Origin of the sequence: Shewanella alkalitolerans (assembly GCF_019457575.1) — a bacterium.
GTDB classification, from domain to species: Bacteria; Pseudomonadota; Gammaproteobacteria; order Enterobacterales; family Shewanellaceae; genus Shewanella; species Shewanella loihica.
Map to the genome: position 1 here is coordinate 3,626,811 of NZ_CP080422.1, position 24,447 is coordinate 3,651,257.

The 24,447-nt window shown below is 56.7% G+C and carries 22 protein-coding genes; 12 read left to right on the top strand and 10 right to left on the bottom strand.

The window, feature by feature from the left end:
• The first annotated feature begins 359 nt into the window (after window positions 1-359).
• From K0J45_RS15830 to K0J45_RS15840, 3 genes are all read left to right on the top strand, one after another.
• On the top strand, window positions 360-1,808 hold the full coding sequence (locus K0J45_RS15830; RefSeq protein ID WP_220043247.1) for a sigma-54 interaction domain-containing protein: 1,449 nt from the start codon (window positions 360-362) through the stop codon (window positions 1,806-1,808).
• A 179-nt stretch (window positions 1,809-1,987) separates the two neighbouring features.
• The gene (ccoG, locus tag K0J45_RS15835; protein WP_220043248.1) at window positions 1,988-3,430 is read left to right on the top strand and encodes a cytochrome c oxidase accessory protein CcoG; all 1,443 of its coding nucleotides are present in this window, start codon (window positions 1,988-1,990) and stop codon (window positions 3,428-3,430) included.
• A 316-nt stretch (window positions 3,431-3,746) separates the two neighbouring features.
• The gene (locus K0J45_RS15840) at window positions 3,747-5,342 is read left to right on the top strand and encodes an AMP-binding protein (protein ID WP_220043249.1); all 1,596 of its coding nucleotides are present in this window, start codon (window positions 3,747-3,749) and stop codon (window positions 5,340-5,342) included.
• A gap of 156 nt (window positions 5,343-5,498) precedes the next feature.
• Here K0J45_RS15840 and K0J45_RS15845 read toward each other — a convergent pair whose 3' ends face one another.
• Complete coding sequence (locus K0J45_RS15845) at window positions 5,499-6,011, bottom strand: lipocalin family protein (RefSeq protein ID WP_220043250.1); 513 nt, start codon at window positions 6,009-6,011, stop codon at window positions 5,499-5,501.
• 371 nt (window positions 6,012-6,382) lie between these two features.
• On the opposite strand from K0J45_RS15845, the gene K0J45_RS15850 reads away from it, so the two are divergent.
• Window positions 6,383-7,363, top strand: a complete 981-nt coding sequence (locus K0J45_RS15850; protein ID WP_220043251.1) for a DUF4382 domain-containing protein — start codon at window positions 6,383-6,385, stop codon at window positions 7,361-7,363.
• Between the two features lie 68 nt (window positions 7,364-7,431).
• Here the strand turns inward: K0J45_RS15850 and K0J45_RS15855 are convergent, their stop codons facing one another.
• Complete coding sequence (locus K0J45_RS15855; RefSeq protein WP_220043252.1) at window positions 7,432-9,297, bottom strand: ABC transporter transmembrane domain-containing protein; 1,866 nt, start codon at window positions 9,295-9,297, stop codon at window positions 7,432-7,434.
• 109 nt (window positions 9,298-9,406) lie between these two features.
• Complete coding sequence (locus tag K0J45_RS15860; RefSeq protein WP_220043253.1) at window positions 9,407-10,717, bottom strand: short-chain fatty acid transporter; 1,311 nt, start codon at window positions 10,715-10,717, stop codon at window positions 9,407-9,409.
• A gap of 187 nt (window positions 10,718-10,904) precedes the next feature.
• On the opposite strand from K0J45_RS15860, the gene K0J45_RS15865 reads away from it, so the two are divergent.
• Window positions 10,905-11,228 carry a DUF2956 domain-containing protein gene (locus K0J45_RS15865; protein ID WP_011866885.1) on the top strand — a complete coding sequence of 108 codons (324 nt, stop codon included), beginning with the start codon at window positions 10,905-10,907 and terminating at the stop codon, window positions 11,226-11,228.
• 63 nt (window positions 11,229-11,291) lie between these two features.
• On the opposite strand, the gene K0J45_RS15870 is transcribed toward K0J45_RS15865, so the two are convergent.
• Entirely contained in the window at window positions 11,292-11,606 is a 315-nt protein-coding gene (locus K0J45_RS15870; protein WP_220043254.1) for a winged helix-turn-helix domain-containing protein, read from the bottom strand.
• A gap of 111 nt (window positions 11,607-11,717) precedes the next feature.
• On the opposite strand from K0J45_RS15870, the gene K0J45_RS15875 reads away from it, so the two are divergent.
• From K0J45_RS15875 to K0J45_RS15890, 4 genes are read left to right on the top strand one after another with little or no spacing between them, the layout of a single operon-like run.
• A complete protein-coding gene (locus tag K0J45_RS15875) occupies window positions 11,718-12,296 on the top strand; it encodes a PH domain-containing protein (RefSeq protein ID WP_220043255.1) in 579 nt (192 codons plus the stop codon).
• 3 nt (window positions 12,297-12,299) lie between these two features.
• Entirely contained in the window at window positions 12,300-13,868 is a 1,569-nt protein-coding gene (locus K0J45_RS15880; protein WP_220043256.1) for a PH domain-containing protein, read from the top strand.
• 37 nt (window positions 13,869-13,905) lie between these two features.
• A complete protein-coding gene (locus tag K0J45_RS15885; protein WP_220043257.1) occupies window positions 13,906-14,460 on the top strand; it encodes a DUF924 family protein in 555 nt (184 codons plus the stop codon).
• Window positions 14,461-14,503: 43 nt separating this feature from the next.
• Window positions 14,504-15,265 carry a sulfite exporter TauE/SafE family protein gene (locus K0J45_RS15890; protein ID WP_220043258.1) on the top strand — a complete coding sequence of 254 codons (762 nt, stop codon included), beginning with the start codon at window positions 14,504-14,506 and terminating at the stop codon, window positions 15,263-15,265.
• A gap of 29 nt (window positions 15,266-15,294) precedes the next feature.
• On the opposite strand, the gene K0J45_RS15895 is transcribed toward K0J45_RS15890, so the two are convergent.
• A complete protein-coding gene (locus tag K0J45_RS15895; RefSeq protein ID WP_220043259.1) occupies window positions 15,295-15,612 on the bottom strand; it encodes a hypothetical protein in 318 nt (105 codons plus the stop codon).
• A gap of 76 nt (window positions 15,613-15,688) precedes the next feature.
• On the bottom strand, window positions 15,689-16,672 hold the full coding sequence (locus K0J45_RS15900; RefSeq protein WP_220043260.1) for a zinc metalloprotease: 984 nt from the start codon (window positions 16,670-16,672) through the stop codon (window positions 15,689-15,691).
• 272 nt (window positions 16,673-16,944) lie between these two features.
• Here K0J45_RS15900 and K0J45_RS15905 point away from each other — a divergent pair, with 272 nt between their 5' ends.
• Entirely contained in the window at window positions 16,945-19,116 is a 2,172-nt protein-coding gene (locus tag K0J45_RS15905; RefSeq protein ID WP_220043261.1) for a TonB-dependent siderophore receptor, read from the top strand.
• 146 nt (window positions 19,117-19,262) lie between these two features.
• Here K0J45_RS15905 and K0J45_RS15910 read toward each other — a convergent pair whose 3' ends face one another.
• A complete protein-coding gene (locus K0J45_RS15910; protein ID WP_220043262.1) occupies window positions 19,263-20,303 on the bottom strand; it encodes an alkene reductase in 1,041 nt (346 codons plus the stop codon).
• Between the two features lie 131 nt (window positions 20,304-20,434).
• Here K0J45_RS15910 and K0J45_RS15915 point away from each other — a divergent pair, with 131 nt between their 5' ends.
• Entirely contained in the window at window positions 20,435-21,013 is a 579-nt protein-coding gene (locus K0J45_RS15915) for a TetR/AcrR family transcriptional regulator (RefSeq protein WP_220043263.1), read from the top strand.
• Window position 21,014: 1 nt separating this feature from the next.
• On the opposite strand, the gene K0J45_RS15920 is transcribed toward K0J45_RS15915, so the two are convergent.
• The 3 genes from K0J45_RS15920 to K0J45_RS15930 all read right to left on the bottom strand — a co-directional run bounded on the left by K0J45_RS15920 (window position 21,015) and on the right by K0J45_RS15930 (window position 22,753).
• The gene (locus K0J45_RS15920) at window positions 21,015-21,458 is read right to left on the bottom strand and encodes a universal stress protein (protein WP_220043264.1); all 444 of its coding nucleotides are present in this window, start codon (window positions 21,456-21,458) and stop codon (window positions 21,015-21,017) included.
• A 191-nt stretch (window positions 21,459-21,649) separates the two neighbouring features.
• Window positions 21,650-22,081 (bottom strand): universal stress protein, encoded by a 432-nt coding sequence (locus K0J45_RS15925; RefSeq protein ID WP_011866897.1) that lies wholly within the window; start codon window positions 22,079-22,081, stop codon window positions 21,650-21,652.
• Window positions 22,082-22,375: 294 nt separating this feature from the next.
• Complete coding sequence (locus tag K0J45_RS15930) at window positions 22,376-22,753, bottom strand: SpoIIAA family protein (RefSeq protein WP_220043265.1); 378 nt, start codon at window positions 22,751-22,753, stop codon at window positions 22,376-22,378.
• Between the two features lie 262 nt (window positions 22,754-23,015).
• Between K0J45_RS15930 and K0J45_RS15935 the strand changes: the two genes are divergently transcribed.
• Window positions 23,016-24,440: a coniferyl aldehyde dehydrogenase gene (locus K0J45_RS15935; RefSeq protein ID WP_220043266.1), complete on the top strand. Its 1,425-nt coding sequence runs from the start codon at window positions 23,016-23,018 to the stop codon at window positions 24,438-24,440.
• The last annotated feature ends 7 nt before the right edge of the window (window positions 24,441-24,447 follow it).

The following is a 24,447-nucleotide window of genomic DNA, read 5'->3' on the forward strand; positions in this document are numbered from 1 at the left end:
TAAAGCAAATATTCAAAAGATGCGAAAAACGTTAACCGACGATTAACATCCACCTCTAAGGAGATAGCAAAGTGGTCTGCTAAACAGGCGCTCTAGCATTAGTGCCAGAGCAGCTAAGATAGATTAGCGAAATATCGTGGAAATGCTTGATGACGCCATTCAAGAAAACGGGCTAATATAGGGGCTAAGTGAGAGGTTAGTTTAAATGCTCATTTAAAGGCTGAGCGACATTTAGTGAGTGACTTTTCTAAAGACTTATTAAGAGTCACTTTCCGAGAATGACTCTCCACGCCTAGCATACGGGCCTCATATTCAGAGTGAGATAGCACGACAATCATTGCCAGCAAGGAGCGGCGAACATGGCTTGTAAACATCCAAGGGTCGATGATGCCCATGTGGACTTTCTACCCGAGAACAAACTGCTGCTCAACGCGGTAGGCGAAGGGATCTACGGCTTCGACCTAGAGGGCAATGCCGTCTTTATCAACCCTGCCGCCGAGCGGATGACGGGCTGGAAGGCCGAAGAGTTACTGGGTAAGAATATCCACGACTGTCACCACCACAGCCACGCCGATGGCAGCCCCTATCCCCAGGAAGAGTGCCCCATCTACAACACGCTGCACGACGGCATCGCCCGGGAGATCAGCCATGATCTCTTCTGGCGCAAGGATGGCAGCAGCTTCCCGGTGCACTACACATCGACCCCGGTCTACAAGAACGACCGCCTCATAGGTGTGGTCGCGATATTTCGCGACATTAGCATTCAGAAGCAGACAGAGGCCTCCCTCAGGGAGGCGCTCAAGCAGGTGCAGGCCCTGTCGGAGAAGCTGGCCAACGAGAATGACTACCTGCTCACCGAGCTGGCCAGCCATCGTCAGGAGGTCAATATCTCGGGTGAGAGCGAGACGATACAGTCGCTTATCCAGCAGATAAAACTGGTGGCCAACACCAGCAGCACAGTGCTGATCAACGGCGAGAACGGTACCGGCAAGGAGTTAGTGGCCCGCAACATACATGCGCTCAGCGATCGCAGCGATCAGCCCCTGGTGAGCGTCAACTGCGCCGCCTTCTCCCCCACCCTGCTAGAAAGCGAGCTCTTCGGCCATGAGAAGGGCGCCTTCACCGGCGCCACCAGCCGCCGCAAGGGTCGATTCGAGCTGGCCCACCAGGGCACACTGTTTCTCGATGAGGTGGCCGAGCTTTCCCTCGAAGCCCAGTCTAAGCTGCTCAGGGTGATCCAGGAGCAGGAGTTCGAGCGAGTGGGCAGCAGCACACCCATCAAAGTGGATATCCGCCTGGTTACCGCCACCCATCACGATCTGCTTAAGCGGGTAGAACAGGGGCTGTTCCGCATGGATCTCTACTATCGCCTCAATGTGTTCCCCCTGCATGTGCCACCACTCAGGGAGCGGCTGCAAGATATTCCGCTGTTGGTCAGCGATATCCTGCTCAACCTCAACCATAAGCTGGGTAAGAAGATCAAAGGGGTCAGCAAGCAAGGCATGCAGCACCTGATGGCCTATCACTGGCCCGGCAACGTGCGTGAGCTGCAGAATGTTATCGAGCGTCAGACTATTCTCTGTCACGGTCAGATCCTGCAGATCCCGGCGCTACAGGCCGAGCCGCTGCCTCAGGACAAGGGGGAGTTTCAGACCCTGCAACAGGTGGAGGCCAACCATATCCGCCGCACGCTGAAGCGGCTCAACTGGCGTATCTCTGGCCCCAACGGCGCCGCTAACCTGCTCGGGCTGCCCGCCAGCACCCTAAGATCCCGCATGCTCAAGCTGGGGATCAAGCGTCCGGCCTAAAGTATCTTGAGTGATCTTATACAGATTAGCGATATATCGCCAAAGCGCGATATATCGCTAACCACAAATAGGTCAATTTAATTAAACTCACATAGTTTCAAGAACTTATTAAACGACAAAACTTGGTTCCCAACTTGCATTGCTGTCGGCAATTCCCCTAGCAAGAGTTTGGAAAGCCAATGAGTCAAGATCTCAGCAGTACAGAGAACCCAATCGCCACCAAGGCCGCCCTGGGCCAGGCCATCCCCGTGACCAACCTGCCGGTGCAGCGCGGTAAGATACACATAAAAGAACAGAAGGGGCGCTTTCAGCGTCTGCGCACCGGCCTCAACAGCCTGCTTATCCTGTTCTTCTTCCTGTTGCCCTTCATCCCTTATCAGGGACGCCAGGCGATCCTCTTGGATGTGGAGCGCCAGGAGTTTCACTTCTTCAACCTGACCCTGTGGCCGCAAGATTTCACCCTGCTGGCCTGGCTGTTTATCATCGCCGCCTTCGCCCTCTTCTTCGTCACCGTCTTCTGGGGACGGGTCTGGTGTGGCTACCTCTGCCCTCAGACCAGCTGGAGCTTCGCCTTCGTCTGGATAGAACGGCAGATTGAGGGCAACAGCAACAAGCGTCACGCCTTGGATAAGGCTCCCTGGAGTCTTGAGAAGGTGGTTAAACGCGGCGCCAAGCATCTGGCCTGGGGACTCGCGGGGCTGATCACCGGCTGTGGCTTCATCGCCTACTTCATTCCGGCCAGCGAGCTCTATTCGCAGATCTTTACCCTAAGCGCCAGCTTCTGGGTTACCGCCTGGGTCTGGTTCTTCGCCCTGTGTACCTACCTCAACGCGGGCTGGATGCGCGAGCAGATGTGTCTGCACTGCTGCCCCTACGCTCGCTTCCAGTCGGCCATGTTCGACGCCAATACCCTCACCGTCTCCTATGACGCCGCCCGCGGCGAGTCTCGCGGCCCGCGAAAACGCAAACAGGCTACCGATCTTGGCGACTGCGTCGACTGCAACCTGTGTGTCGATGTCTGCCCCACAGGGATAGATATTCGTAACGGCCTGCAATATGAGTGCATCAACTGCGGTGCCTGTGTCGATGCCTGCGACCAGACCATGGATAAGTTCGGCTATGACAAGGGCTTGATCCGCTACGCCAGCGAGAACGAGTTGCAGAAGAAGGAAGTGAAACGCTTTACCTCCTTCAAGTTTGTCGGCTATGGCATCGCGGTGATCATCATGCTCAGCGTGTTCGCCCTGGATCTCTATCGCCACCAGAGCATAGATCTCAACGTTATCCGCGACCGCCAGAGCCTCTACCGCGAGGTGGGTGACGGCCGCATCGAAAACAGCTACACCCTGAAGATCCGCAACAAGACCCAGGAGGATCACCAGTACCTAATCAGCCTCAATGACACAGACAACCACGGCTTCGCCAAGGAGACCTCACAGCAGGTGCTGATCAAGGCCGGTGAGCAGCTGAGCTATCCGGTAACGGTTTTCGAACAGAAGCAGGCGGACTTTGTCGGCGCTAAGCTGCAGAAGCAGACCATCGCCTTTACGGTCACCAACCTGAGTAACCCCAAGGAGAAGGTCTCCCAGGCCAGCCCCTTCTTTAGCCTGAGCGCCTTCTAAGGGCGCAAGTCTGCCTCGGTGGTGTTATTAGCCACCGGGGCCGACACTTATATGGCATGTTTACCCAATCGCTTTCACGCCTCACTCTTAATCCTTCTCCCAATACCCGATAATGACGGCCCCATCAGGTCAGACCAGACCGCTTTTATCACTATAAAAAATTGCGATATTAAACAGATAGATAAGCGTTAAACGATTGTTTTATTTTAGGCCGACAGAGGTTGACCTTAGGCGTGTTTTAGCACAGTCTAAACACCTGTTTGATTTTTAGCTGCGCCCAAGAATACCGACAATAATAAGCAAAGGAGACGCGTCCATGGCCTATGACTCACATGCCCATGTAGATCTGCAAAAATATGCATCACTGATCGATCTGATCGAAACGGCCGCCGAGCGCTACGGCGACAAGACAGCCTATGTGTGTCTGGGCAAGGCCAGCAGTTTTGCCGATATAGAACGCGACTCCCGCTACTTTGCCGCTTACCTGCAGCAACATACTCAGCTGGAGGTGGGCGATAAGGTCGCCATCCAGCTCCCCAACATCACCCAGTTTGTTATCGCCGCCTATGGCGCGCTCAGGGCCGGCATGATACTGGTCAACACCAACCCCTTGTATACCCAGCGAGAGCTGATCCACCAATACAGAGACTCGGATGCCAAGGCCTTGGTGGTGTTGAGCGATCTGCTGCCCACCCTGGAAACAGTGATCCCCGAGACGCAGATAGAGACGGTAATTTCTACCCACCCGCTGGATCTGATAGCCCCCCAACCCCAGGCCGACAGCCAGCTCGCTCACATAGGTTTTAACCAGGTATTGGCCCTGGGCAGCCAGGCCGAGTATCGCCCGGTAGAGGTCGCTCAGCAGAGCCTGGCGGCGCTGCAATACACGGGCGGCACCACGGGCCTCTCCAAGGGCGCCATGCTGAGTCACAGCAACCTGCTGGCCAACATGCTGCAGGTGCAGTCGCGCCTGGCCAGCAAGTTTGTCGAGGGCGAGGAGATCTTTATCGCGCCCCTGCCCATCTACCATATCTATGCCTTCATGGTGAACTTCGTCTACTTCGAGCAGGGCGGATGCAGCGTACTCATTCCCAACCCGAGAGATATCAGCGCGCTTATTCAGACCATGTCCCAGCATCCCTTCACCGGCTTTGCCGGCCTCAACACCCTGTTTGTCGGTCTGTGCCATCAGCAGTCCTTCCAGGCGCTCGACTTTAGTCACCTCAAGATCACCATCTCAGGTGGCACGGCGCTCACTCAGGCGGCCGCCAGCATCTGGCAGTCCACCACGGGCTGCACCATCTCCGAAGGTTATGGCCTGTCGGAAACTTCGCCCGTGGTCTCCCTCAACGCGCCGGGACTCGAGTGTCTTGGCACCATAGGTCGCCCGGTGATCGACACTCAGGTGAAGATCCTCGACGCCAACGAGCAGGAGGTGCCTCAGGGTGAGATAGGCGAGCTGGCGGTCAAGGGCCCCCAGGTGATGAGCGGCTACTGGCAGAAGCCAGAGGAGACCGCCAAGGTGATGACCAGCGATGGATTCTTCAAGACGGGGGATATCGCCCTGGCCACTGAAGATGGCATGCACAAGATAGTGGATCGCAAGAAGGATATGATCATCGTCTCCGGCTTCAACGTCTATCCTAACGAAGTGGAAGATGTGCTGGCCGCCCATGAGAGCGTGCTGGAATGTGCCGTGATCGGCGTCGACGACAGCCGTAGCGGCGAGGCCGTCAAGGCCGCCATAGTGCTGCGAGAACCTGAGCTGGCAAACGATGCCACTAAGCAGGCCCTGCTCGAGCATTGCCGCGCTCAGTTAGCCGCCTATAAGCTCCCCAAGATAATCGAGTTCATGCCTGCCCTGCCCAAGTCGACCGTGGGTAAGATACTGCGCCGTGAGTTGAGGAAGTAATCTGCTAATGCTGCGGCTTTGAGTCGAAAGCCATAAAAAGGGCGCCTACTCGGGCGCCCTTTTTTATTCTCACATTTATTCGCTCTGAGTTGGATAAGTAGCTCTATTACGTCCAGCTATCTATCGCTCTCAGCTAACTATTGGCCCAGCTATCTATTACTGCCAAATGAGCGCCTGGGTATCGAACCCCAGCTTCTCAGCCTGGGTGACAAAGGCTTGTCTTACCGACTCATCCACCTCGGGCGTGCGCGCCAGCAGCCAGAGATAGTCGCGGTTATAGCTGGTGATGAAGGCGTACTGATAATCCGCATCCAGGCGATAGATCACATAGGCGCCATAGAAGGGACCGAAGAAGGAGACCTTGAGATGGCCAATATCGGACGTCTGGACAAAGTAGGCCTTACCCTCGGCGGTTTTCCAGCTTTGTGATTGCGCATCGAAGCCGCGATTGGTAACGCTCACGCCGCCATCGCCCCGCAGTTGATACTCGGCGGTTACCTGGCTCAGGCCGCGCTCGAAGCCATGATCCAAACGGGCGATCTCATGCCAGGTGCCCAGGTATTTGGAGAGTTCGAATCCCTCTATCGGCGCTATCCCCTTGGGCGCGCTGGTACAGGCCGTTAGCAGGGTTAACAGACAAACAAGACAAAAGGTAACTCGCCATCTCATCGCGATACTCCACTCATTGAGGTGTATTGGAAAATCAATTCGTTAAACCAATTCGTTAAACCAATTCGTTAAATCAATTCGTTAAATCAATTCGTTAAATCAGTACGCAGGGATCTCGCCTTAGGTTCACAAGCACTAACGCTCTCATGCAATAAAGCTCTCCTGTGATAATGCTCTCATGCAATAAAGCTCTCCTGTGATAAAGCCCGCCTCCCTATCGCACATTATTTGGGCCATCAAGGGCTGAACGCCCTAAGCGTTAACTCACTCACAAAGTACAAATTTTAACCAGCGAGTCCCCATTTATTGTGCCAGTGCCCCTTAGAATCAATAAAACCATTAGAAAAAACTCATTAAAAGGTTTACTCAAGATGCGACCCTTAACTCTACCCTTAGCTTTTTTACCCTTCACCCTCGTTGGCCTTATGCTCAGCGGCTGCGGCGGCTCCGATGACACCAGCCCACCAGAGCAGCTCGCCACAGGTACAGTAAGTATCGCCCTGTCCGATTCTCCAATGAGTCAGGTTAGCCGGGTCGAGCTGGTGCTCGATAAACTGGTGATGACAGATGCTCATGGCCAGCTGCACACTCAGGATATGGCTCAGCACAGGCTTAACCTGCTGGACTACCAAGGCATGGACAGCCACAGGGTGATCGACGGCCTAGAACTCCCCGCAGGCCAATATCACGACGTACACTTCACCCTGGTTAATGGCGATCAGGCCCAGGGCTGCCTCATCGAAAACGGCCAGGGCCAGCACCCGCTAATGATAGAAGATGGTCGCCTGCCCATGGCAAACTTCACCCTGGGCGAACATCAGCACCTTAACCTGACCATGGAGATCGACCTCTACCAGTCAATGCACCTTTCCGATGGCCAATATCAACTCAACCATCAGGGTATCTACTCCATCGACGACGACACCATGGGACACATCTTCGGCGAGATGGATCCTCAATGGATCGCCGATTGTGAGACGCAATACGCAGCGAGTGCCCCCGAGGGCGGCCAGTTCTATCACATGGCCTATCTCTACCCGAGCGCAGTGACCAGCTTGGCGCAGATGGGCGACATAGCGCAGAGCCGCGACGACGGCCTCTTCTCGCCGGTGGCCATCTCCCCCATACGTCAAGACATCAATGGTAACTGGTTCTTTGCCATGGGCTATCTGCCTGCCGGCAACTACCGAGTGGGCTACACCTGCCTCGGGCACCTGGACTCCCCGACCCAAAACGATATGACTCAGGGCGCATTTAAGCTGTTTGAAGATGGCGGTGAGATCGCTGTCGAAGATGGCGGCAGAGAAACCCGCCATCAGTGCGGTGGTGGCCACGGCGGCCACAGAGGCTAGTCTAGCTAAATATAGAGACAGATAAGAGCAGATATAACCTGTCTGCCCTTATCTCACTCACCTATCCTTTAGGCCTCTTCCGAGAGTAGCTGCAGGCTGGCGAACTCGCGGTAGAGGCTGTTGCTCTGCATCAGCTCGCCATGGGTACCGCTAGCGATCAGCTCACCCTTATCCATCACCAGGATGCGATCGGCGTTGAGCACGGTTGCCAGGCGATGGGCGATGATCAGTGTGGTGCGCCCCTGCATCAGCACATCCAGCGCCTGCTTCACCTTCTGCTCGCTGACCGCATCCAGGGCACTGGTGGCCTCATCCAGCAGCAATACCGGCCTATCGGCCAATATCGCCCGTGCGATGGCGATACGCTGCTTCTGCCCGCCAGATAGACGCACACCGCGTTCACCCAGATAGGTCTGATAACCCTCGCTAAAATCAGCAATAAATTCATCGGCGCGAGCGGCGACGCAGGCGGCCTGCACCTCCTCCAGACTGGCGTCGGGGCGGCCGTAACGCACATTTTCCAGCACGCTAGTGGCGAAGATCACCGACTCCTGGGGCACCAGGGCATATTGCTGGCGCAGATCCTGTGGTCGCAGGCTGGCGATGTCGATACCGTCCAGGGCGATCACCCCGCTGTCCAAGGGGTAGAAGCGCTGCAACAGCTCAAACAGGGTACTCTTGCCGGCGCCGCTCGCCCCCACCAGAGCCACCCGCTCGCCGGGAGAGATATGCAGGCTCAGGCCACGGATCACCTCGACGCCAGCCTGCGCCGCCATCTCCTCAGCACTATCGGCACTGGCCTGAACAGGATAGCTGAAACGCACCTGCTCTAGGCTCAACTCGCCGCGCACCTTAGACGGCAGGCTGGAGGGGGTTGGCGCTAGAGGAATGTCGATAGGCGTCTCCACCAGCTCGATAAGCCGCTCCGTCGCACCGGCGGCGCGCTGGATCTCACCGATCACCTCGCTGATGGTCGCCACGGCGCCCGCCACCATCACGGCATAGAACATGAAGGCGGAGAGCTCGCCCGGAGTGATCGACTCACTCATCACATCCTTGGCGCCCACCCAGGTGATCAGGGCGATGGCGAGTATGCTGAGAAACATCACCAGGGAGATGAGAATGGCGCGATACTTGATGCGCCCCCTGGCCGCCTCCATCACGGCCTCGACCCGCTCGGAAAACAGCTGTCTGTCGCGATCCTCGTGACAGTAAGCCTGCACAGTGTGGATCTCATGCAGCGACTCATCCACATAGGCGCCTAGGTCACCCACCCTGTCTTGGCTTTTACGCGACAGCTCGCGCACCTTGCGGCCAAAGAAGAAGATAGGCCCGAGCACCAAAGGCACGGCCAGTAGTACCAGGGCGGTGAGTTTAAGGCTGGTGATCGCCATCATCACCAGGCCACCGACGACTGTTACGCTGGCACGCAGCGCCATGGAGAGGCTGGAGCCCACCACAGATTGCAACAGGGTGGCGTCGGCGGTGAAGCGGGAGATCACCTCGCCGGTGCGCAGCCTGGCGTAGAAACCCGGGGACAGCTTAAGCAGATGGTCATAGACCTTGAGGCGGATATCGGCGCTTACCCGCTCCCCAAGCCAAGTCATCAGGTAGAAGCGGCAGAAGATGGCGGAGCTGCTCAGGGCGGTGATGCCAATAACCAGCAGGATGATCTCGTTGAGCCGCTCGCCATTTTCCCGCAGGAAGCCCTCATCCACCATGAGGCGCACCCCCTGGCCCAGAGACAGCCAGGCCAGCGAGCCGATAAACAGAAACACTATGGCGGCGATCACCTTGCCGCGATAGGGGCGCAGAAAGCCGCCTATCCAGGGCAACACAGCTTTCTTAGCTCCTGGTCGCTTAGGTTGAGGTGCTGACCGCTTAGGGCCGGGAGGTGCGTCATGAGAGGCAGTCGGTGAGAGAGGTTGAGACAAGCTGGCATTCCTTTTAGTCAGCGGTATCAGGCTTGGCTAACAGAATAACAAAACCCGCCGGGAAAAGCGGGTTTTGTTTGTTTGCGGAGATTAATCGGTGGGGATCTGACTAGAACCAGGTCAGGCCGATACTGATCACTATGCCAGTGATGATCAGCTGCATCAGGCAGAAGCCCATGATATCCCGCGCCTTAAGCCCGGCGATCGCCAGCACGGGTAGAGCCCAGAAGGGCTGAATCAGATTGGTCCAGGCATCGCCCCAGGCCACCGCCATGGCAACCCTTGCCACATCGGCGCCCAAGGCCTCGGCGGCGGGCAACATGATAGGTGCCTGCACCGCCCATTGGCCACCACCGGACGGCACGAAGATGTTGACGATACCGGCGCTGATAAAACTCCAAAACGGTAGGCTGTCGGCGCTGGCGATGGCCACGAACCCCGACGAGATACTCTGAGCCAGACCCGACTGCACCATGAGCGCCATGATCCCCGCATAGAAGGGGAACTGGATCACTATGCCGGCGCCGCCCTTGATCGCCTCATTCAGGCTGGTCAGCAGGCTGCGAGGCGTCTGATGCAGGATGATGGCGAGAAACAGAAACAGGTAGTTAACGATATTCAGGTTGAGCTTACCGCCGGCAGCGAAGAAGTATTGTCCCAGGTAGACCAAACCAGCCCCACCCACGGCCCAGGCCAGTAGGCGGCTATTTTCCAGATAATCAGCCGGACGGGTGATCGCCTCGGTCTCGACCTCGGGCTCTGCGAGCTTGTCCCTGTCGACATAGATGCTCTCATCAGCGCTTGGCAACATGAAGCGGTTAACCAGGGGGATCAGCACGAACAGAACAGCCACCAGCGCCAGGTTAAAGCCGGCGAAAATGGTATTGTCTGTGGCTATGATGCCTATCTTATCCTCGGCGAAATGCCCCTTGGTGGCTATGGTCAGAGGAATGGAACCGGCGAGGCCGCCATGCCAGACCACGAAGCCCGAATAGGCACTGGCCACCAGCAGGCGATAATCCACCTTCACCTGACGCGCCAGCGCCTTGGCGAACAGGGCGCCGACCACCAGGCCGAAGCCCCAGTTGATCCAGCTGGCAAGCAGTGACACCAGAGTCACGAGTATGATCGCCTGGGGCGCACTCTTGGCCAGGGCGGCGATACCGTCTAACAGGCGTTTAATGGGCGGCGAGCTGGCCAGCATGTAACCGGCCACCAGCACCAGCAACATCTGCATCGAGAAGCTGAGCAGTGCCCAGAAGCCTTGGCCCCAGTAGGTCACCAGTTGCAGCGGGCTCTGTTGCTCCACCATCATGGCGGCGACAAACACCAGCAGGGTGAGGAGTAACACGAAAATATAGGGGTCGGGCAGATAGCGGTCGACCAACTTGACCAGAGGTTTTGCGGCCTTATTAAGCATGATCTTGTCCTTGATAGCAGGGTATTATTATTGATTGAATTTGCCACAGACAGGTTAAGCGATATCTTAACAAAATCATACTCATACTATGGTATAGGGGCAGAGGCCGTACCAGAGGCCAAGCCTGTGCCACCCTATGGCGCGACTCATGTTATAGTGAGGCCAACACTCACCAGCTTAAGACCTTATGGCGCAGCAGATCTCCAACGAAACCAAAGATGAGGCGATGAAAATTGCCAAGGCCACCCAGAAACCCGGGCAAACCAAGGAGCAGACCAAGCTTATCGCTCAGGGGATAGAAAAGGGGATTGCCGAATACAAGAAGCGCCAGAAGAGCAAGGCCAGAGACAGGGACAAGCAGCGCAAGCAGGTCCTCAAGGAGAAGCAGCGTCAATCGACAGAGCCAATGGATGACGGATTACAGGCGGCGCCTAAAGCCAGTAAGCTGCCCTGGCTACTGCTGGCCCTGAGTTGGCTGGGATTTATCGGTCTCTACCTACTGAATCACTAGTTTCATCAATCCAGTAGGTATCAGCGATCAATCTGGCCTCAGCGATCAATCTAGCTGCAGCGATCAGTCCTGCTTCAACGATTGGGTGATGGTTTCGATGTTATTAGCCACCCAAGCCTTGTCGATAGGCCCCCAGTCGCTGAGGCGATAATAACCGGCATTATGGCGCTCGCCATCTTGCACAAAGATGCAAGTGATACCGATATCGCCCATGGCGGCAATGGCATCTTGCAGGGTACGCCTTGGCATAGTGGTGGCCTTGTTCAGCGACAACAGGTTATGCTGCTCACCATCGATCAGATGGGCCAGATAGAGCTTTCTCAGGAAGGCGGTTTTTTGCTTAGATAACTCGGCGCTCAAGGCATCCTCTCTCAACATGGTTTTTATTATCTTGTAACATAAAACAAGCATCACAAACAGGTGCAAATGGCTGACAACCAAAGGAAAGATGTTATAGTCAGCCAATAGCCAACTTTCGCAGGATAACAAATGGAAGATGTGACTCCTCAAACTTCGGCATCAATGCAGGCCAGGCGCCGGCTGGAGCAGCCAGACTGGATCGCCATAGATGAAGTGCCACTGACACCACTGGAACAGGCCTATCTGCATCAGGTGCAGATTGAGAACCTACTCATCTTCACGCCGCTGCTGATCATAGCGCCCCTAGCCGCGATACTGCTCAACCTGCCGGGCAGCCTGATCATCGCCCTGGTGACGGGCCTGCTTATCCTGGCTGGCATCGTCAGCTATTGCCGCTATCGCTATGCCCTCTCTATCGCCTACGGCGTATTCGATCACGAGTTCATCATGCAGAAGGGATTGATTTGGCATAAGAAGATCGCCCTGCCCTATACCCGCCTGCAGCATGTCAGCCTGTCTCAGGGACCACTGGAGCGCTATTTTCATCAGCACACCCTAAAGTGCTTCAGCGCAGGTAGCGGCAGCGCCGAGATCAGCCTTCCAGGCCTGGGGGACGACACCGCCGAGCCACTGCGTAAGCATCTGCTGGCTAAAGCCTCCCAAAAACAGGCACCACAGAATCAAGCCCCCGACGGGCACGAGAATTAAGCCATGAGTACACGCTTCGCCCAGTGGGCGAGCCTGTCTCCCTGGTCGATCGTCAGCTTCAGCGTCGGCAGCCTGCGCCAGCTGCTTACCAATGGTTACGCGCTGATCCCCTTGGTCTACACTGGCTGGCAGCGGGGATTTAACTCCCCCTGGCTGCTGCTGGTCGCCGCGGGTCTGGTCCTGGTCACCCTGACCTATGCCAGCCTGCAATGGGCCAAGTATCGCTATCGACTCAGCGACGCCAAGCTGGGGATCCGCCAGGGACTGGTGTTTAAACGCGCCCAGGAGATCCCGCTGAACAAGATCCAAAATGTGCGGCTGGAGCAGCCCCTCTACTTCCGACCGCTCGGCCTCTACAGCCTGGTGGTGGAGACGGCCGGCTCCAAGCAAGATGAGGCGGTGCTGGCCGCGGTCAACTATCGCCAGGCCATGCAACTCAAGAAACACCTGTTTGCCTCCCAATCCCAACTGCAAGGTACAGAGACAACCTATGCCGATGGTGAGACGCCGTCGCTTGCCAGTGAGCCGCAGCAGGCGGGTATTACGGCCACTTCGGCGAGTGAGCAATCCCGGCGTCAGGGAGAAGGCCTGGTGGTAGCCAAAGATCTTAAGGATCTGCTGATCTTCGGCTTCTATCAGAACAACCTCATCTGGCTGTCGATAATCTCAGGCTCCATCATAGGCCAGGTCGACTGGGAATCTCTTGGACAAACCAGCATGGTGCAGGGAGCCTGGCACTGGTATCAGACCAATATCGCCATAGGACTTATCTATCAGATCCTGGCGGTAGCGGCCGCGCTAATACTCCTCTACCTACTGCTCTCGCTCATCTCTATCGCCTCGGCCGTGCTTAAGTATTACCCCTATCGCCTCAGCCTGCGTCAGGGCACGCTGCATCGAACCGGCGGCATACTGGCAAAACAGCAAGATGCGCTGCGCCTGCACAGGGTGCAGCTTGTCCGATTCGAGCAGCCCGTCATCGGCAGGCTTATCGGGCGTTGGACGGTACATTTCGAGCAGGTAAAAGGTAATGAGGTGGAGCAGCTCGCCAAGCGCCACCTGCTGATCCCCAGCATGAGTCGTGAAGATATCCCTCAGGCCTTCGGCCGATTCGATAGCCTGGCGGCCAAGGCCAACTCCCTGCCCGCCAGTTATCAAGGGATAAACAGCGGCTGGCTTTGGCGCCGCGCCATCCCGCTGGCACTGCTTCCCGTGGTGATGACCCTTATCCTTGGCCTCAACCCCTTTACCGAACTGGTCGCCGGCTTCACCCTGGTGGCGCTTGTCGGCCTCTATCTCAACTATCGTCAATGGGGCTACTGCCTGGAGGGGGATGACTGCTGGATCCACACAGGTGCGCTGGGGCAGACCTGGCGACTGGTTCCGCTGAGTAAGACCCAGGATGTCTGTATCTCACAGACGCCGGGGCAGAGGCGTAATGCCTTGGCCACCTTGCACTTAGGTCTGGCATCAGGCCCCCTGGTGATCCCCTATATTCCCCTCGAAGAGGCTAGATTGATTGCCGAAACCGCGTTAAGTTTGACCAGAGAAGATCCGAAAAACTGGATATAGCTAGAACTGGCAATAAGCCTGGAGAGAAGGAGAAGAGATGAACAGGATAGCCCACACACCAGATGAGATCATTCGCTTCTGGTTCGAGGAGATTGAACCTAAAGCTTGGTTTGTCAAAGACCTCGCCTTCGACAAGACAATTCAAGCCCGCTTCGGCGAGCTGCTCACCCAGGCCAAACAGGGCGAACTCTATCACTGGCGCACCACACCCCAGGGGCGCCTGGCCGAGATTATCGTGCTGGACCAATTTAGCCGTAACATCTACCGGGATACGCCAGAAGCCTTCGCCGCCGATCCCATGGCGCTAACCCTGGCCCAGGAAGCCGTGGCCGCCGGCATCGACAAGGCGCTGCAACCTAAACAGGTGCCCTTTCTCTATATGCCCTACATGCACAGCGAGTCGCAGGCGATCCACGAGGTCGCCCTTATCCTGTTTAATCGAGAAGGCGCCGAGAACAACCTGGCGTTTGAGCAGCGCCACAAGGCGATTATCGACCGCTTTGGACGCTATCCCCATCGCAATGCCATCTTGGGGCGCGAGTCCACCCAAGAGGAGCAGGCGTTTCTCGCCGAGCCTGGCTCAAGTTTCTAACTTATCCAGCGAGTCATTCCCCATTAGGGCGTAAGGAGTACCCATGGAGATCACCCTCACCCACGGCCTCTTGCTGGTCGTCACCGGCTTTCTGGCAGGCATCATCAATACCCTGGCCGGCGGCGGCTCTAACCTCACCCTGCCCGCACTCATGGTGATGGGCATGCCCGCCGAGGTCGCCAACGCTACCAACCGGGTCGGGGTCACGGTGCAATCAATCACCGCCATGATCGGCTTTCACAAGCATGGCAAGTTAGATACCCAGGACAAGGGGCCGATACTGCTGCCCACCATACTCGGCGGCTTCATAGGCGCAGGCCTGGCCGCCTACGCCCCCAGCACACTGATTAAACCCCTGCTGCTAGGCACCATGCTGCTGATGGCGCTCATCATCTTAGTGCGTCCCGCCATCATAGCGCCCGAGCTGGGCACGCCGGTCAACCGGGTCAAGGACACGCCCAGCTCCTGGTTCTGGCTGACCCTGGCCGGGATCTATGGCGGCTTCGTACAGGCGGGGGTAGGCTTCGTCTTACTGGCCGCCCTGGCGGGCAGCCTGAGATATGATCTGGTGAGGGCTAACGCCCTCAAGGTGTTCTGTACCCTGTTCTTCACCCTGGCTTCCCTGCTGGTCTTCATCAAGGAAGATCTGATCCTCTGGCTGCCTGGGCTCATCCTAGCGGCAGGCACCATGGTGGGTGCCCATCTGGCGGTCAAGCTGGCAATCAAGGTGAGCCCCAAGGTACTCAAGTGGTTTCTATTTCTGATGACACTCTGCGGCAGCGTCGCCGCTATGCTTAGTGACTAAGAGCTTAGCGATTAAGGGCTCTTGCTGGATCACTCCAGCCAGTCGATCATGAAGCTGATGGCGCCGGCGTTATCGCAGCGCCATACCCTCACCCGCACCGAGGGTTTGAGTACGCCGGGAGAAAGCTCCAGCCGTTTCCAGTCTGGCAGGGTAAACAATCCCCCATTGAGCCGCATCTGTTCAAGCGCGTAGGCGATATCCAGGCGCTCTAGGGTACCGTCGACGGTGCGAATGCCGAAGGCTATCTGGGTCTCGCTCCTGTGATAGTTAAAGACTTCTCCCTGCCATGAGGTCAGCTGGTCACGGCCACAGGGCACGAAGTCGGGGGCACGCAGTCGCTCCGCCAAACAAGGACTCCCCCACAAACAAAGGCCTATGGCGAGACACCATAGGCTCTGTTTCAGCGCTGAATTTTCCATGAGACTAGTTGGACGGCCAGCGATAGGCACCGCTTAAGGTATCGGCGCGCTCAGACTGGCCTTGGGTGAACTCGACCATACAGCTATCGTCTGTGTAGTCCATGAAGTTGTAGATGGGGTCGTCCCCACTGTCACGTCGGCAGGTGTCACGCCCCGACGGACAACCATAGGCCGCCGAACGCTCGGCCGGGGTATCGGAAACCTGGTCTCCGCCATTACAACCGCCTTGGAAGGTATGATACAGACCCAGCCAGTGGCCGACCTCATGGGTCGCGGTATCGCCTTCGTTGTAGGGCGAAGCCGTGCCACCCGGCAGCGATTGATTGAGGATCACCACGCCATCGTCACTGGGATTGCTGGCATAGTCCGTGGGAAAGGTCGCCCAGCCCAGCAGGCCACCACCTGGATTAGAGACATAGATGTTGAGGGTTTCCGGGCCTCCCTCGCGAAGTTCTTGCTTCATCGCCTTCTCGGCCGCGCTACCCGGTCCCGCGGTGTACCAGGCATCGTTTTCTGTTTTTGTTGTCCCCATCAAGGTGAAGCTGAACTTGGTATCGAAGCCGCTACCGCCACCTGCGCCGGCGAAGGCGTCATTAAGTACATTCATTTGCTCCGTAACCAGACCAGATACATCGCCGTCGCCGCTACTGCTCAGGATCAGGTGGACATAGACGGGAATATTATAACCCACGGCCGTGTAGTTACCGCCCGTGCCGCCATCACCACCGCCGCCACCGCCACCGTTGCCATTACCCACACCGCTCGGCTTCTTGAGGGCCTTGAGGTGTTCATTCAACATCTTTACCTCGAGATCCGAGGGGGTACGGGTGCCGCAACGCAGGAAGGCGGCGTTACTGTTGGCATGGTCGAAGGCCGGAGTTGAACTCGTCTTAGCCTGCTCTTGACCAGCAAGAGCTTGACCCGCGAAGGCTAGGGTGCTTGCCGACATCAGCAGCAAGCCAGATACTCCAATTACGCTTTTTCTCATAGGTGCCTCACCTTAAAAATCTGATCCAGTTCACACCACTGAGTATAGAAAAAGCCGACGAACTTGCTAATGCAAAGGCCGAAGCGGCCGCCAGGCCTGAAAAATCAGTCTTTTTCTTTACATTCGACACAAAAGTAAATGATAACCATTCCCATTTAAAATCCTGCTTTTTTTGTATATCCTTTGTTGCGTAAATTTGGTTGGCGTGCCAAGTCCCCAGCGGTCTTGCACCGCTCCTCACTATTCTTCTTTTGCTAAGATGACGACAGATCATGAAACTTAAGCCTATTTCGCTCGCTATCTTCTGCGCCCTGAGCATGACGACTATGCCAGGCCACGCAGAGAATCAAACTGCTCAACTAGACAATGACAGCCAACAGGACAACCAGAATATCGAGAAGATCGAGGTTCGCGGCCGCTATGTGCAGGGCTACAATGCCCACTCGGTCGGCGGCGCCTCGCGCCTGGACTTGGCCATCATAGATATTCCACAGTCGGTGTCTGTGATCACAGATGCTCAGCTGGACGACTTCCAGCTCAACGACATCAATAGCGCCCTGGACAGCGCCACCGGCATCAATGTCGAGCGCATCGAGACGGACCGCACCTACTACACGGCCCGCGGCTTCGACATCACCAACTTCCAGATCGACGGGGTCGGCCTGCCGCTGACCTCGGGCAACAACCACGCCGATGAAGACACCGCCATTTATGATCGCATCGAGGTGATCCGCGGTGCCAACGGCCTGATGACAGGTGTGGGTAACCCCTCGGCCACGGTCAACTTTATTCGTAAGCGTCCGACCTCTGACAATCAACTCAAGCTGCAGGCCAGCTACGGCAGCTTCAACAACGCCAGGGGCGAGGCCGATGCCAGTGGCCGCCTCAACGACACCTTTGCCGCCCGCGTGGTGGCGGTGAAACAGCAGAAAGACTCCTACCTCGACCGCTACGAAACAGACAAGAGCGTGCTATATGCCTTCATCGAGGCCAACCTGAGCGACGACACCAGCCTGTCGGTCAGCCACAGCTACATCAACAACGATGCCACAGGTAACAACTGGGGCGCCCTGCCGCTCTACTACACAGACGGCAGCCCAACCAACTACGACAGATCCACCAACACCTCGGCCAACTGGTCGAACTGGCAGGTGATCAAGAACAACACAGTGGTAGAGCTGAGCCACTACTTCGCCGACGATTGGCGCCTGCGTGCCACCTACTCCCACAAGAGCACGGATGAAGATACCGAGCTCTTCTACGTCTACGGCACACCCGACAGAGAGACGGGGCTAGGCCTTACAGGCTATGGCAGCGAATACGATCTGGATGAGAGCCATGATCTGGTGGATATCTATGTCGACGGCGAATTCAGCCTGTTTGGCCGCGACCATCAACTGGTGGCCGGGGTGAATTATGCCAAGGTGGACTATATCGACACCTCGCTATACGACTACACTACTGGCAATGGCTTCCCGGCCATGCCGGATCTCAACGACTGGGATGGCAACACGCCAAAGCCAGTGTTTGCCGACAGTCCACGAGGCAGCGACGTCAGCGCCAAACAGCAGGCCGCCTACTTCACGGGTCGCTTTAACCTGTTCGACGGTTTCCACTTCATCGCCGGCGGCCGCTTCAACAAGTGGCAGGCCGAAGGGGTCTCCTACGACAAGGTGCAAGACGTGGAAGACAGCCAGTTTATTCCATATCTGGGCGCCGTCTATCGCATCACCCCAGAGCTTGTGGCCTACGCCAGTTATACCGAGACTTTCAAGTCGCAAACCGAGATGGATATCGACGACAACCTGCTGGCCCCCGTGACAGGCGAGAGCAAGGAGATAGGCTTCAAGAGCGAGCTGTTCGACGGCCGCCTGATCGCCAGCCTGGCCTACTTCGACATTCAGCAGGTCAACTTGGCGGTGCCCGATCCCCGCACTGCCGATCTGCCGCCGACCGACCAGCGCTACATAGGCGCCGATGGCATCAACAGCAAGGGGTATGAGTTTGAGGTAGCCGGTGAGGTGTTCGACGGCCTCAACCTGAGCCTGGGCTTCACCGACTTCGACATCGATGGCAATGACGACAACGCCAAGATTGTCGCCGCCTACACCCCGAGTCGCCTGCTGAAGTTTGCCGCCACCTATGACGTGGCCGCCATCGAAGGCCTCTCTGTGGGGATGAACATGCGCTGGCAGGATGATATCTATCGCGATCAGGGCGTGGTCGGCGACGGCTTTGCCAATGCGGGCGAGGCGATCATCACCCGCCAGGACGCCTATGCCATCGTCGATCTCATGGCCCGCTATCAGTTTAATGACAATCTGCAGCTGAGCCTCAACGCCAACAATGTGACCGACGAGAAATACCTCAACAGTCTCTATTGGGCCCAGGCCTTCTACGGCGCCCCGGCGAACTACAGCGCCACCATTACCTGGAAGCTCTAAGCTTGCGCTGAACGCTAACAGACATTAAAAAGGGCATATCGCCGACGCGATATGCCCTTTCTTATTTGTCTCTATTATTTGTCTCATCCTAAGCAAAGGCTTGAAAGGCTAGGCTTGAAGGCCAATGCTAAAAACGAGCATTGCGATTATACCAGCTCGGCCAACATCTCATCTGAGTAAGTCACCAGCGGCTGTCTGTCGCGCACCCTGACCACATAGTCTGGGTTAGCGATGAAGGGGCGACCAATTGCCAGCAGATCGAAGCGACCATCTGCGATGGCCTGCGCCCCCGTCTCGGCGCTGTAACTGCCTACCCCCACCAAGGTCTGGCTGTAATGGCCGCGCACATAGTCCGACACTCGCCCGCCGAGATACTCGAATGTCAGGGCATCATCGAAGATCCCCACGTGCAGGTAGGCCAGCTTGCGAGACTCCAGCTGCTCTAAGAAATAATCGAACACGGCGCGATCCCGGCTGTCGCCCTGCATGTTGACATAGGCGCCCGGCGACACTCGCAGTGCGGTGCGCTCATTACCGATACGATTAACGATGGCGTCCACCACGGCCAGCGGGAAGCGCGCCATATTCTCCGGCGTGCCGCCAAACTCATCATCGCGGCGGTTACTGTCGTGGTGCAGGAACTGATCGATGAGGTAGGCATTGGCACCATGGATCTCGACGCCGTCGAAACCGGCGTCTATGGCATTGGCCGCCGCCTGGGAATAATCAGCCACCAACTGCGCAATCTCATCTGTGGTCAACGCCTTAGGGGTCTCATAGGCCAACTCACGCTGACGCGGCACTGTGCCTTCAATCTTCACCGCCGACGGCGCTACCGTCTGGCCACCGAAAAAGTGTGAGTGTGCCACCCGGCCCGTGTGCCACAGCTGGGCGAAGATCTTACCGCCCTTGGCATGCACGGCGCTGGTCACGCGCTGCCAGCCCTGGATCTGCTCTGGGGTAAACAGGCCCGGGGTATTGGGATAGCCCTGACCATCGGGGCGAATGATCACCGCCTCGGAGATGATAAGCCCGGCATCGGCGCGACGAGCATAGTAGTCGGCCATCGCCTGGGTTGGCACCAGGTCATCGTCGGCCTGACAGCGGGTAAGTGGCGCCATCAGGATCTTGTTGTTAAGGGTAATACTGGCATTTAGCGCGTAAGGCTGAAACAGATCGGCTGTCATAATCGGCTCTCTTTCTTGAATAAGCGTTCAAGATACTCTCAGTCAAAAAAGGATTCAAGATCTTTTTTGAACGTTCATTCAAAATTGAGTACAATCCCATTTATCACCCCGACAAGCAGCCAAAGAGTAAGATGCGCAACGCCGAATTTGATCGCCAGCAGGTACTGAGACAGGCCATGAATGCCTTTATCGACAAGGGCTACGCCAAGACCAGCATGCAAGATCTCACCAAGGCCACTGGGTTACACCCTGGCTCCATCTACTGCGCCTTCGACAACAAGCGCGGCCTCCTGCTGGCGGTGATAGAACAATATGGGCAGGACAGGCAAGCCGAGCTAACGGCCTGTTTCGGCTCGGCGCTCCCCTTCCCCGAGCAGCTTAAGCAGTATCTGGCCGGCATAGTCGATGAGTGTCAGTGCAAGGATACGCCCAAGGCCTGCCTGTTGACCAAGGCGCTCAACGAGGTGGCAGAGCAGGATGAGATGATAAGAGATGCTGTTCAATCGCATCTAGAGAGTTGGCAGCAGGCGCTGACGACCCAGTTTGAACAAGCCGTCGACAGGGGAGAACTTAAGGGCGATGCCGCTCATCTGGCGCGTTATTTCGTCATGGGGATCTATGGGCTCAGAACCTTTGCCCATACCAAGCCGGCGCCAGAGGTATTGCACGCTCTGGCGGACCAGCTCTATCGCGACACCTGCCGCGGCTAGGCTATTTCACCACCAACACGGGGCACTTGGCCTTATTGGCCAGCTCCTCGGCCACACTCGGATTCAGCAGGTGGACGAGCCCGCTATGTGCGTGGCAGGCAATCACTATCATGCCTACATCATTCTCTTCGGCATCGAGCAATATCTGACCTAACACACCGCCGGTACGCACCTCGCTGCGCACCTTGAGATGGGGCGGCATTCTAATCTGTGCGTCCCTGACAATCTCGCCCAGCTTACCGTTGGCATAGGCATGCAGGTGCTGCTCCAGCTCCTCATTACTCTCCACCACTATCCCATAGTTATGGGCGCCGTAGGGTTCACTCACCACATGAACGATACGCAGATCCACGCCATACAGCGTCGCCATCTCGATGGCATAGCCCAGGGCGTGAGAGGCCGTCTCGGAAAAATCCGTTGGGCACAATATTTGACGGGTACGCATATTCACCTCCTCAGTTCAGGCGCTCGTATCCCTTTTTGACAAATGCAAAAACTAAGCTGCGTCGTCAGCTGTTTTCAATAGCCGTTCGCGACAATCAATTTCGACAGGCATTCTCGACAGGCATTCTTAAAAGCCATTCTCGACTAGCATTGACCGACGACGGGCTTATAAACCAGGACCTTCGCCCCGGACTACTTTACCACCAGCACCGGGCACTTGGCGCGGTTCGCCACCGCCTCTGCCACATTGGTATGCAGAAAATGAGACAAACCTTTACGGCCATGGCTGGCGATCACTATCATGCCGACATGGCTCTCTTCGGCCTCGGCTAAGATCTCGGTCACCGCGTCGCCCCGGCGTATCATGGTCTCGATGGGCAGATTGCTATCGAGCTTGGCCAGAAGGGATTTCATCTTCTCGGCGGCGGCATCTTCCATGGACTGGGCGAGCTCCTCCGGCGTGATGGCGAGGATCTGAAAATTCTCATCCCCCATGGGCTGCTCGACCACATGAAGTAAGCGAAATCCCACCTGATACAGGTTGGCCATCTCGATGGCATAAGAGAGGGCATGGGAAGCCGTTTCAGAAAAATCTGTCGGGCATAAAATTTGACCATTTCTCATCTGTTACTCCTTACCATTCGCTTTCTTTAAGCATAGCGGATAAAAGTGACACAGGCTTGACAGAAATCGCTTAGCTGGCAGGGCTTTCTCCGCGTTTCTCTCCGTAGAATAGAGCCCTTAGTTAAGCCAGTGAAAGCGGCTAAAAAAATCGTCACTAATATTAAAAACCACGGCTAATCCCCAAAAGCTCGCCAAATCCCCAAAACTGCGGCTAATACTCATAACCAGTACTCAAAACCAGTACTCAAAATCAATACTCAAAAACGTTACTGGCGATAAACGAAGGGTTGGCCATTAACACAGCCAGTCGAGCGCGTCTCGCTTATCTTCGAAGAACTTAAACTCGCCCGGGGTGAACCAGTTCGCCACCCGGGTCGCCCACTCCTGTAGATCCCCCTGACCTATGATGGCCACCCGCTTAAACTCCTTGCCGTGTTTCAAGCCCAGCTTCAGGTCGTCCCAGGCCGCATGCAGCGACAGGCCATCGAGCTCTGTGATGTCGATAAGCGCGACGATTTCGGGCGTCTTTATGCCGGCCAAGGCTGACTCCAATAGCGGCGTCATCTGCTCATAGTCTTCGTGGGTCAACTTGCCGACGGCCTTGAAGGCGAGGTAGAAATCATCCTGACTGCGCTCTATGCCTATGGCGATACCATGTAGATTGCTGCTCATATCAAGCTCCTGTAATCCAAGCTAAAAGGGCCTATTTCATTTTAGGTTTCCAGCCCCTCCACCCACTTGATCCAGATCACACTTTTCACCGCTATCGCACAATATTTGACCTAGGTGGTTTTACCCCCTAATATTAGACCGACTAATCAGTCGGTTTTTAAGGTTGGCCCACTGACCTAGCCTCATAGGCCAACTAACACAGGTGACTATGCGGCGTTAAACTGAGATAGACAGGCGCCCCGAACGAGTAAGGATAAGCACAATGAACATGCCCGCAAACCTAGATGTCGGCCAAGGCCTCAACCAACTGCTGGCGAGGCAGAAGGCCAGCTTCCGTGAGCAAGGCGCCCCCTCTAGGCAGCAACGCGAAGCTCAGCTTATCGCCCTCAAGCAGGCGCTGCTGAGCCATCAGCAGGCGATCGTCGAGGCCCTCAATGCCGACTATGGCCACAGATCTCCTGACGACAGCCGCATCTCCGACATCATGCCCTGCGTCAACAACATCAACTACACCCTGAAGAAGCTCAAGGGCTGGATGAAGCCCAGCCGTCGCCACGCGGGTATCTTACTGGCGCCCGCCAAGGTGCAGGTGCAATATCAGCCTCTGGGCGTAGTCGGCATCATAGTGCCTTGGAACTTCCCCGTGATGCTCTCCATCGGTCCCTTGATCACCGCCCTAGCCGCCGGCAACCGCGCCATGATCAAGTTGTCTGAATTTACCCCAGAGACCAACAGGGTGCTGAGGCAGATGCTGGCCGGCCTGTTCGATGAGACCCAGGTGGCTGTGGTCGAAGGTGAGGCCGAGGTCGCCGCTGCCTTCTCGGCACTCCCCTTCGACCATCTGCTGTTTACCGGCTCAACCACGGTTGGTCGGCATGTGATGCGCGCCGCCGCCGACAACCTCACCCCAGTCACCCTGGAGCTGGGCGGCAAGTCGCCGGTGATCATCGCGCCAGACATGCCCCTGGATACCGCCGTGGAGCGAATGATCTACGGCAAATGCCTCAATGCCGGGCAGATCTGTGTCGCCCCCGACTATGTGCTGCTGCCCAAGGGCCAGAGCCAGGCCTTCGTGCAAGCCTTCATTAACAGATTCAAGCAGATGTACGGCGAGATAGGCCAGAACCCCGACTACGGCGCCATCATCAATCAGCGTCAGTTCGACCGCCTGCAGGCGGTGCTGCAAGACGCCATCGACCTGGGCGCCAAGGTGACCCCCACCAGCAATGAAACTATGACGCCAGGCAACCGCAAGCTGCCGGTGCAGTTGATAACCGGGGTTAACGAACAGATGAAGGTGATGCAGGAGGAGATCTTCGGCCCACTGCTGCCCATCGTCGAATATGACAGCCTGGAGCAGGCAATCAACTATGTGAACGACCGCCCTCGCCCGCTGGCCCTCTATATCATGAGCTTCGATAGCGATACTCAGCAGCGACTGCTGGAACAGACCCACTCGGGTGGTGTCTGCATCAACGAAACCGTGTTCCATGTGGCGGCGGACGATGCCCCCTTCGGCGGTATTGGCCCTTCAGGTATGGGCCACTACCATGGCAAGGAAGGCTTCCTTACCATGAGCCACGCCAAGACCATATTGAGCCGTGGCAAGCTCAACACCGGCAAGCTGGTGCATCCTCCCTATGGCAGTGGGATTCAGCAGCTGCTAATGAAGCTGTTTTTACGCTAACGGGCGG

Excerpts from the sequence above, each read along its gene's own strand:
- K0J45_RS15830 (WP_220043247.1), top strand. The coding sequence starts at position 360 with ATGGCTTGTAAACATCCAAGGGTCGATGATGCCCATGTGGACTTTCTA.
- ccoG (WP_220043248.1), top strand. The coding sequence starts at position 1,988 with ATGAGTCAAGATCTCAGCAGTACAGAGAACCCAATCGCCACCAAGGCC.
- K0J45_RS15840 (WP_220043249.1), top strand. The coding sequence starts at position 3,747 with ATGGCCTATGACTCACATGCCCATGTAGATCTGCAAAAATATGCATCA.
- K0J45_RS15845 (WP_220043250.1), bottom strand. The coding sequence starts at position 6,011 with ATGAGATGGCGAGTTACCTTTTGTCTTGTTTGTCTGTTAACCCTGCTA.
- K0J45_RS15850 (WP_220043251.1), top strand. The coding sequence starts at position 6,383 with ATGCGACCCTTAACTCTACCCTTAGCTTTTTTACCCTTCACCCTCGTT.
- K0J45_RS15860 (WP_220043253.1), bottom strand. The coding sequence starts at position 10,717 with ATGCTTAATAAGGCCGCAAAACCTCTGGTCAAGTTGGTCGACCGCTAT.
- K0J45_RS15865 (WP_011866885.1), top strand. The coding sequence starts at position 10,905 with ATGGCGCAGCAGATCTCCAACGAAACCAAAGATGAGGCGATGAAAATT.
- K0J45_RS15870 (WP_220043254.1), bottom strand. The coding sequence starts at position 11,606 with ATGTTGAGAGAGGATGCCTTGAGCGCCGAGTTATCTAAGCAAAAAACC.
- K0J45_RS15875 (WP_220043255.1), top strand. The coding sequence starts at position 11,718 with ATGGAAGATGTGACTCCTCAAACTTCGGCATCAATGCAGGCCAGGCGC.
- K0J45_RS15880 (WP_220043256.1), top strand. The coding sequence starts at position 12,300 with ATGAGTACACGCTTCGCCCAGTGGGCGAGCCTGTCTCCCTGGTCGATC.
- K0J45_RS15885 (WP_220043257.1), top strand. The coding sequence starts at position 13,906 with ATGAACAGGATAGCCCACACACCAGATGAGATCATTCGCTTCTGGTTC.
- K0J45_RS15890 (WP_220043258.1), top strand. The coding sequence starts at position 14,504 with ATGGAGATCACCCTCACCCACGGCCTCTTGCTGGTCGTCACCGGCTTT.
- K0J45_RS15900 (WP_220043260.1), bottom strand. The coding sequence starts at position 16,672 with ATGAGAAAAAGCGTAATTGGAGTATCTGGCTTGCTGCTGATGTCGGCA.
- K0J45_RS15905 (WP_220043261.1), top strand. The coding sequence starts at position 16,945 with ATGAAACTTAAGCCTATTTCGCTCGCTATCTTCTGCGCCCTGAGCATG.
- K0J45_RS15910 (WP_220043262.1), bottom strand. The coding sequence starts at position 20,303 with ATGACAGCCGATCTGTTTCAGCCTTACGCGCTAAATGCCAGTATTACC.
- K0J45_RS15915 (WP_220043263.1), top strand. The coding sequence starts at position 20,435 with ATGCGCAACGCCGAATTTGATCGCCAGCAGGTACTGAGACAGGCCATG.
- K0J45_RS15920 (WP_220043264.1), bottom strand. The coding sequence starts at position 21,458 with ATGCGTACCCGTCAAATATTGTGCCCAACGGATTTTTCCGAGACGGCC.
- K0J45_RS15925 (WP_011866897.1), bottom strand. The coding sequence starts at position 22,081 with ATGAGAAATGGTCAAATTTTATGCCCGACAGATTTTTCTGAAACGGCT.
- K0J45_RS15930 (WP_220043265.1), bottom strand. The coding sequence starts at position 22,753 with ATGAGCAGCAATCTACATGGTATCGCCATAGGCATAGAGCGCAGTCAG.
- K0J45_RS15935 (WP_220043266.1), top strand. The coding sequence starts at position 23,016 with ATGAACATGCCCGCAAACCTAGATGTCGGCCAAGGCCTCAACCAACTG.